This is a genomic window from Sutterella sp., assembly GCF_052272535.1.
GTDB lineage: Bacteria > Pseudomonadota > Gammaproteobacteria > Burkholderiales > Burkholderiaceae_F > Sutterella.
In genome coordinates this window covers 1-6,976 of record NZ_DAVZJY010000128.1, presented here as the reverse complement: position 1 = coordinate 6,976, position 6,976 = coordinate 1, and the positions used below count along the sequence as shown (strand labels likewise).

The 6,976-nt window shown below is 68.9% G+C and carries 9 protein-coding genes; 5 read left to right on the top strand and 4 right to left on the bottom strand.

Going from position 1 to position 6,976, the window contains the following annotated elements:
* The 5 genes from accB to ACT6Y9_RS07325 all read left to right on the top strand — a co-directional run.
* Positions 1 to 269, top strand: a 269-nt coding sequence (gene accB, locus ACT6Y9_RS07345) for an acetyl-CoA carboxylase biotin carboxyl carrier protein (protein ID WP_443744051.1), incomplete at its 5' end; no start/stop codon positions are given.
* A 21-nt stretch (positions 270 to 290) separates the two neighbouring features.
* Positions 291 to 1,652 (top strand): acetyl-CoA carboxylase biotin carboxylase subunit, encoded by a 1,362-nt coding sequence (accC, locus tag ACT6Y9_RS07340; protein ID WP_295477607.1) that lies wholly within the window; start codon positions 291 to 293, stop codon positions 1,650 to 1,652.
* Positions 1,653 to 1,790: 138 nt separating this feature from the next.
* Entirely contained in the window at positions 1,791 to 2,687 is an 897-nt protein-coding gene (prmA, locus tag ACT6Y9_RS07335) for a 50S ribosomal protein L11 methyltransferase (protein WP_443744050.1), read from the top strand.
* Between the two features lie 36 nt (positions 2,688 to 2,723).
* Positions 2,724 to 3,494, top strand: coding sequence for a zinc-ribbon and DUF3426 domain-containing protein (locus tag ACT6Y9_RS07330; RefSeq protein ID WP_443744049.1), 771 nt, complete (start codon positions 2,724 to 2,726; stop codon positions 3,492 to 3,494).
* The gene (locus ACT6Y9_RS07325) at positions 3,494 to 4,447 is read left to right on the top strand and encodes a PfkB family carbohydrate kinase (protein ID WP_295477602.1); all 954 of its coding nucleotides are present in this window, start codon (positions 3,494 to 3,496) and stop codon (positions 4,445 to 4,447) included. Before ACT6Y9_RS07330 ends, ACT6Y9_RS07325 begins: the two co-directional genes overlap by 1 nt.
* 4 nt (positions 4,448 to 4,451) lie before the next feature.
* On the opposite strand, the gene ACT6Y9_RS07320 is transcribed toward ACT6Y9_RS07325, so the two are convergent.
* The 4 genes from ACT6Y9_RS07320 to ACT6Y9_RS07305 form a co-directional block, all read right to left on the bottom strand.
* Positions 4,452 to 5,003, bottom strand: a complete 552-nt coding sequence (locus tag ACT6Y9_RS07320) for a YggT family protein (RefSeq protein ID WP_295477600.1) — start codon at positions 5,001 to 5,003, stop codon at positions 4,452 to 4,454.
* Between the two features lie 86 nt (positions 5,004 to 5,089).
* Entirely contained in the window at positions 5,090 to 5,707 is a 618-nt protein-coding gene (gene ampD, locus ACT6Y9_RS07315; RefSeq protein ID WP_443744048.1) for a 1,6-anhydro-N-acetylmuramyl-L-alanine amidase AmpD, read from the bottom strand.
* Positions 5,704 to 5,985, bottom strand: coding sequence for a PP0621 family protein (locus ACT6Y9_RS07310; RefSeq protein WP_295477596.1), 282 nt, complete (start codon positions 5,983 to 5,985; stop codon positions 5,704 to 5,706). Before ACT6Y9_RS07310 ends, ampD begins: the two co-directional genes overlap by 4 nt.
* A 21-nt stretch (positions 5,986 to 6,006) precedes the next feature.
* Positions 6,007 to 6,816: a cytochrome C assembly family protein gene (locus tag ACT6Y9_RS07305; RefSeq protein ID WP_295477594.1), complete on the bottom strand. Its 810-nt coding sequence runs from the start codon at positions 6,814 to 6,816 to the stop codon at positions 6,007 to 6,009.
* Between the last annotated feature and the right edge of the window lie 160 nt (positions 6,817 to 6,976).

Genomic DNA, 6,976 nt, shown 5'->3' with positions numbered 1-6,976 from the left:
CCGCTGCCGCTCCGGCGCCCGCCCCCGCGCCCGCCTCGCTCTCGATCACGAGCCCGATGGTCGGCACCTTCTACCGCGCGCCCTCGCCCGGCGCGGCGCCCTTCATCGAAGTGGGCGACCAGGTGAAGAAGGGCCAGGTGATCGGCATCATCGAAGCCATGAAGCTTCTGAATGAAGTCGAAGCCGACAAGGACGGCGTCGTCAAGGCCTTCGCCGCCGAGAACGGCCAGCCCGTCGAATACGGCCAGCCGCTCGTCATCCTCGAATAAAGACTCCCCCGGCAGAGCCTCATGTTTGGAAAAGTACTCATCGCCAACCGCGGCGAAATCGCGCTGCGCATCCAGCGCGCCTGCCGCGAGATGGGCATCAAGACCGTGGCCGTGCATTCGACGGCCGACGCGGACGCGAAGTACGTGCGTCTCGCCGACGAGAGCGTGTGCATCGGACCGGCGGCCTCGTCGCTCTCCTACCTCAACATCCCCGCGATCATCTCCGCGGCGGAGGTGACCGACGCCGAGGCGATTCACCCCGGCTACGGGTTCCTCTCTGAAAACGCCGACTTCGCCGAGCAGGTGGAGCGCTCCGGCTTCGCCTTCATCGGCCCGCGCGCGGAGACGATCCGCCTGATGGGCGACAAGGTGAGCGCGAAGAAGGCCATGCGCGACGCGGGCGTGCCCTGCGTTCCGGGCTCCGAAGGGGCGCTCCCCGAAGAGCCCGAGGAGATCGTGAAGATCGCCCGCCAGATCGGCTACCCGATCATCATCAAGGCCTCGGGCGGCGGCGGCGGCCGCGGCATGCGCGTCGTGCGCACCGAAGCCGCGCTCCTCACCTCGGTCTCAATGACCCGCGAGGAGGCGCGAGTCGCCTTCGGCAACCCGACCGTCTACATGGAGAAGTTCCTCGAGAACCCGCGGCACATTGAAATCCAGGTGCTCTCGGACAACTTCCAGAACGCGGTGTACCTCGGCGAGCGCGACTGCTCGATGCAGCGCCGCAACCAGAAGGTCCTCGAAGAGGCACCCGCGCCCGGCATTCCCCGCCGCGCGATCGAGCGGCTCGGGAGCCGCTGCGTCGAGGCGTGCCGCCGGATTGGCTACCGCGGGGCGGGCACGTTCGAGTTCCTTTACGAGAACGGCGAGTTCTACTTCATCGAGATGAACACCCGCGTGCAGGTCGAGCACCCCGTCTCCGAGCTCATCTCGGGCGTGGACATCGTCTGCGAGCAGATCCGCATCGCCGCGGGCGAGCGGCTGCGCTACAAGCAGCGCGACCTCGAGTTCCGCGGGCACGCGATCGAGTGCCGCATCAACGCGGAGGACCCGTTCAACTTCACGCCCTGCCCGGGCAAGGTGACGGCCTGGCACCTCCCCGGGGGCCCGGGCATCCGCATCGACACCCACGTCTTCGCGGGCTACACCGTGCCGCCCTACTACGACAGCATGATCGGCAAGCTCATCGCCTACGGTGACTCCCGCGAACAGGCGATCGCCCGCATGCGCGTGGCGCTCTCGGAGTTCGCCTGCGAGGGGATCAAGACGAACGTGAAGCTGCACCGACTGCTCCTCTCCGACGAGCGGTTCGCGCGCGGCGGCACGAGCATCCACTATCTCGAAGAAAAGCTGAGGAAGCGCAGCGACGCGGGCGTGAGCTGACGCCCGTGCGCATCCTTCCTTAGAATCCCAAAGAAGCGGAGGCCCCGAAGAGGTTTCCGCTTCTCTTTTTTTGTTTTTTCTCCCGGAGGGGCCGCACGCCCGTCGTTTGTGCTGCGCCGCCTCCCTGAGGCATGACCCATGCGTGAATACAAGATCCTCGCCGACCAGCGCTCGGCCGAAGAGCTCTCCGACCTTCTTCTCGACGCGGGCGCGCTTTCCGCGTCTCTCGAAGACGCCGACGCCGACAGCACCGACGAGCAGCCGCTCTTCGGCGAACCGGGGCTCGAACCCGAGACCCAGGCCTGGCCGCGCTCGATCATTTCGGTCCTCACCGAGGACGGGTTCGACTTCAAGGCCGCGCTTGAAACGGCCTGCCGCGACGTGAAGTGCGACGTACCTGAACTCATCGAGTCGAGCGACGTCGAAGATCAGGACTGGGTGCGTATCACCCAGGCGCAGTTCCAGCCCGCCCACGTCTCGCCCCGTCTCTGGATCGTTCCGTCCTGGAGCGAACCGCCCGAGAAGGACGCGCTCGTCGTGCGCCTTGATCCGGGCGTCGCCTTCGGCACGGGCTCGCATCCGACGACGCGGCTCTGCCTCAACTGGCTCGACGACAACCTCCGGGGCGGCGAAGCGGTCCTCGACTACGGCTGCGGCACGGGCATCCTCGCGATCGGCGCGAAGAAGCTCGGGGCCGGGCGCGTGAGCGGCGTGGACATCGACCCGCAGGCCGTTGAGGCCGCGCGCTGGAACGCTCAGGAAAACGGCGTCGAAGCCGACTTCCATCTTCCCTCGGCGACGCCCGAGGAGCGCTTCCCCGTCGTGGTCGCCAACATCCTCGCCAACCCCCTGAAGCTCCTCGCCCCGGCGCTCCTCGGCCACGTCGCTCCGAAGGGCAGCCTCGTTCTTTCGGGCATCCTCGAGCGTCAGGCCGACGAGGTGATCGCCGCGTACCGCGCGGCCGATCCGACGCTGCCCCTGAAACTCTGGCGCGCCGAAGAGGGGTGGGTGTGCCTTGCGGGTACTCGCGAATAAGGTCCGACGATTCAATCCTGGAGAAGGAGCCTTCACATGGCGACGATCATCAAGTGTCCCGGCTGCGGCGCGCTCTGGCGCCTGGACGAAAAGACCGCGAACGAGCCGCAGTACCGCTGCGGCGGATGCGGGCGCGTCTTTGAGGCCGCCAAGGCCGAGCGCCTGACGGTGCCCGACGCCGAGCTCGACCGCCTCACGGCCGAGGCCCGCGCGGCCGAGCCCGAAGACGTGCCGCCGATGCCGTCGGCTGCGCACGCCCGGCCCACGGCGGAATTCTCCGCTGACCCGCGCGCGGCGCTCTACGTCCCGAAGCGCTCGCCCGTGAAGGCCTTTCTCCTCCTCCTCGTCCTTCTCGTCTGTACGGCCACAGCCTGCGCGAGCGCCTTCCTGATGATGCATGAGTTCGTGCTCGCTCAGGCGCCCTTCCTGCGGCCCGTCTACGAGAACGTCTGCGCCAAGGTCCCCTGCCCGGGCTTCGTGTGGCGCGACGTCTCGGCCTTCCGCACGAGCGGCACGCTCGACGAGGACCCGGAGCTCGGGTTCCGCCGTCCGGTGCTCCACGCGACGATCGTGAACGCCTCGGCGCACCCGCAGGCACTCCCCGTGCTTGAGGTGAAGCTCCTCGATCCGGCGGGCGAAGTGCTCGTGACGAGCGTGCTCGAACCCGCCCAGTACGGCTTCCCGCAGAAGCCCGCGGTGCTCCCCGCCGGCGCGTCCGTCAAGGCCGAGGTCCGCTTCAAGACGACGCTCCCGCACGACGCTTCGGAAGCCTCCGTGCGTCCGGTGGCGGCGGACGAAGGCCGCTGATGACGGTCCTCATCACGGGCGCAGTCGCCTACGACACGGTCTTCACGCACGAGGGACGCTTTGAGGAGCGCCTCGCGGGGAGCGACCTCTCGCACCTCAACACGACCTTCCTCACCCGCGGCATGCGCCGCGACTTCGGCGGGTGCGGCGCCAACATCGCCGTCGCCGTGAGGCGCTTGGGCGGCGACCCCGTCCTCTGGGGCGCGGTGGGCGCGGACGGCGGGGCGTACCTCGAGCGCTTTGAAGCCCTCGGCATCTCCACGGCCGGCATCGGACGGCTCGAAGACGCCTTCACCGCGCAGTGCGTGATCTTCACGGACGCCGCGGGCGCGCAGCTCGCGGCCTTCCATCCGGGCGCGATGGACCGCTCCCGCGAGGTCCCCTGGCCGCGCGGCGCCGACCATCGCGCGCTTCGACCCTCCTGGGCCGTGCTCGCGCCTGGCGGGCGCGAAACGACCCTCAACGCCGCACGCGAATGCACGGCGCGGGGCGTGCCCTATCTCTTCGACGTCGGGCAGGAGCTGCCGCTCTTTTCGCCCGATGAGCTCACGATGCTCCTCGAGGGCGCCTTCGGCATCGCCTACTCGGACTATGAGGCGGAGGCCTTCGCTCAGCGCACCGGAATCGACGCCGCAGGGGCGGCGCAGCGCGGCAAGGTGGCGCTCCAGACCCACGGCGGGCGCGGGGCGGACCTCCACCTGCCGGGGGAAGCGAAGCCGCACTTCATCGCCCCCCTGCGGGTGCGCGCGCAGAGCGCCGTGGGCGCGGGCGACGCGATGCGCGGGGGATTGCTCTTCGGGCTCGACCGCGGGCTCGGGTTCCTCGAGGCGGCGCGCCTCGGCGCCGTCACGGCGGCGGCGAAGGTGGCGGGCCCGAACGCACAGGACTACCCCCTCACGCTCGAGCGCGCGAGGCGGGACTACGAAGGCATGTGGGGGGCGGCGCCCTTCTGAGGGCTCAAAGAACGATGAAGCCGCGCGAGAGCGGCACCACGAACATCAGGAGCACGTTCGTGATGACGATCAGCACGAGGGGCGAGAAGTCGATCCCGCGGAAGGTCGGCAGGAACCGGCGGATGGGCCGCAGGAACGGGTCGATCAGCATCGCGAGCGTGTAGGTCATCGGGTGGCCGCGGTTCATCCAGCTCATCACCGCCCAGATGATGGCGCCCCAGGAGATCATCTCGAGCGCCCAGCGCAGCAGCATCGCGAAGGGCGCGATCAGGAGCCCCACGGGCGTCGCGGGGAGCTGCCCCACGGTGCGGTGCACGAGCACGGCGACGAAGGCCGTGAAGAGCGCTGCGGCGAGCGACGCCCAGTCGATGCCGCGGCGACGGCGCAGCACCTTCGAAATCGGCGCGACCATCCAGTCGGTGATGCGCGCCGTGAGCTCGCAGAGCGGATGGCGCGGCGAAAGCGCCCAGTAGTAGAGCCAGGCCCGCAGCAGCAGCACTGCGCCGAAAAAGCCGAAGAGGATGCCGAGCACGTATTGAAGAGCCGTTGCGAGCATGAGCCTAGCCGTTTTGTCTGGTGGAATGGAAAGTGCGCCCATTATGCCAAAGGGCGCGTAGGCAGAACCGGACCTTTGACAGACCTTCAGCGGGCGAGCTCGGCCGCGCGCCGCGCGAGCATCACGCGGTCGCAGTCCTCAGCCGCATGCGCCGCCGCGACGCCCGCGGGTAGCCCCCGCTCGAGCCGCTCCCAGTCGAAGAAGGGGCCGGGATCGGCCTTTCGCCCCGGAGCGATCGTCTCGTGGCCGGTGACGTACTGCAGCGGCAGGAGCGCCTTGAGGCGGTGGAGAAGCGCTTCGAGCGCCGCATACTGCGCGTCTTCGAAGGGCCCCTCGCCCCAGCCTTCGAGCTCGATGCCGACCGAGAAGTCGTTCACGGCGTTGCGCCCCCGGAAGTTCGAGAGCCCCGCGTGCCAGGCGCGGCGGAAGACGTCGGCGTACTGGATGGTCTCGCCCGTGCGGCGGATGAAGAAGTGGCTCGAGACCCGCAGGCCCGCGAGGGATTCCCAGCCCGGGAGCGAATCCCCAAGCGTCCCCATGAAGAGGCGGTCCACCTCATCGCCGCCGAAGCGGCCCGCGGGAAGCGAAATGTAGTGCACAACCGCGACCGTGACGGCTTCGCCCGCCGGGCGGTCGTCCACGTGGGGGCTCGGGCGGTGCGTCACCCCCGCGAGCCACCCGGAGGGCGCGGCGCCGGAGGTCATTCGCCGCGCTTTTCGGCCGCGTCGCGGCAGCGCGCCGAGCAATAGACGCGGGCGCCGCGGCGTACGGCGTCGCGGCGTGGGAAGAAGACCCCGCACTCCTCGCAGCGCTCCATCGGCTCGCCGATCTGCGCGGCGGCCTTCTTGCGCACGCGCTCGTTGCGGCGCAGCTCATCGAGCTCATCGCGCTCCTTGATCGAGAGCGCCTGGCGGCGGCGCGTCACCGCCCAGGCGATGCCGATGATGAGGAAGATGCCGAGAAAGAAGAGGATGCGGCTCATGAATGGCGTCCCTCAGAACGGTCAGCGCAAGACTTCCAGAATGAAGCTGTAGCCGAAGTAGGCGACCACGAAGACGATGAAGCCCGCCCAGAAGAGGCGCAGCGCCGTGCGGGCGCGCCAGCCGGCGAAGACGCGGCCGAGGAGGAGCACCCCGAAGACGATCCACGAAATCCACGTGAGGGTCATCTTGTGGTCGAAGAGGAAGTAGACCCCGTGGGTGTCCTTCGTCACGCAGGCGCCCATCACGAGCACGGCCGTGAGGAGCGCGAACCCGCAGGCGACGATGCGGAAGAAGATGCGCTCCATCACGACGAGGCCGGGGAGCGAGTCGAGGAAGCCGTTGCCGACGCCGGGCGACTTGAGGTGGCGGTTCTGCATCGACATGAGGACCGCGTGCACGAGGGCGATCGTCATGAAGCTGTAGGCGCCGAGGGCGGTGAGGAGGTGCCAGCGGAAGAGCGCCGTCCAGTCCGCCGCCGGGAGCGCCGTGCCGGGGAAGATCACCGGGAAGACCGCGCCGAAGGCCGCCGCGATGAGGATGATGCCGAACTGCGCGTGCAGGCGGTGCACCCAGGATTCGATGAGCAGGACGAGCACCGCGAGGAAGAACATCACCGAGACGGCGTAGCCGAAGCCGAAGTGCACGGCCTCGGGTTGGAACATCTCGCCCTGGATCGCCCACCCGTGCAGCACGAGGCCGAGCACGACGGGCCAACGCAGCAGGCTCGAGGCCTTCGCGTCCGCGCCCTTCTTCATCGCGCTCAGAATGGCGATGCCGGCGAGCAGATAAAGGATCGCGGCGAAACCGGTTGAGATGAGAAGCACTGACATGAGTTGATCCGTTGCGGGTCGCAGATGGGCTTGAGGGAGGTCGTGCGCGCGTGCGCTTCGCCGTCCGTTGGAATGTTTTCGGGTCCTCCGTCCTCCAAAGAAGTCCCGCGCCCGGCGGGGGCGCGCGGGGCCTCCCCGGAGATCCGGAGGGCGGCTGCTT

Excerpts from the sequence above, each read along its gene's own strand:
- ACT6Y9_RS07305 (WP_295477594.1), bottom strand. The coding sequence starts at position 6,816 with ATGTCAGTGCTTCTCATCTCAACCGGTTTCGCCGCGATCCTTTATCTG.
- ampD (WP_443744048.1), bottom strand. The coding sequence starts at position 5,707 with ATGACCTCCGGCGCCGCGCCCTCCGGGTGGCTCGCGGGGGTGACGCAC.
- ACT6Y9_RS07320 (WP_295477600.1), bottom strand. The coding sequence starts at position 5,003 with ATGCTCGCAACGGCTCTTCAATACGTGCTCGGCATCCTCTTCGGCTTT.
- ACT6Y9_RS07330 (WP_443744049.1), top strand. The coding sequence starts at position 2,724 with ATGGCGACGATCATCAAGTGTCCCGGCTGCGGCGCGCTCTGGCGCCTG.
- accC (WP_295477607.1), top strand. The coding sequence starts at position 291 with ATGTTTGGAAAAGTACTCATCGCCAACCGCGGCGAAATCGCGCTGCGC.
- prmA (WP_443744050.1), top strand. The coding sequence starts at position 1,791 with ATGCGTGAATACAAGATCCTCGCCGACCAGCGCTCGGCCGAAGAGCTC.
- ACT6Y9_RS07325 (WP_295477602.1), top strand. The coding sequence starts at position 3,494 with ATGACGGTCCTCATCACGGGCGCAGTCGCCTACGACACGGTCTTCACG.
- ACT6Y9_RS07310 (WP_295477596.1), bottom strand. The coding sequence starts at position 5,985 with ATGAGCCGCATCCTCTTCTTTCTCGGCATCTTCCTCATCATCGGCATC.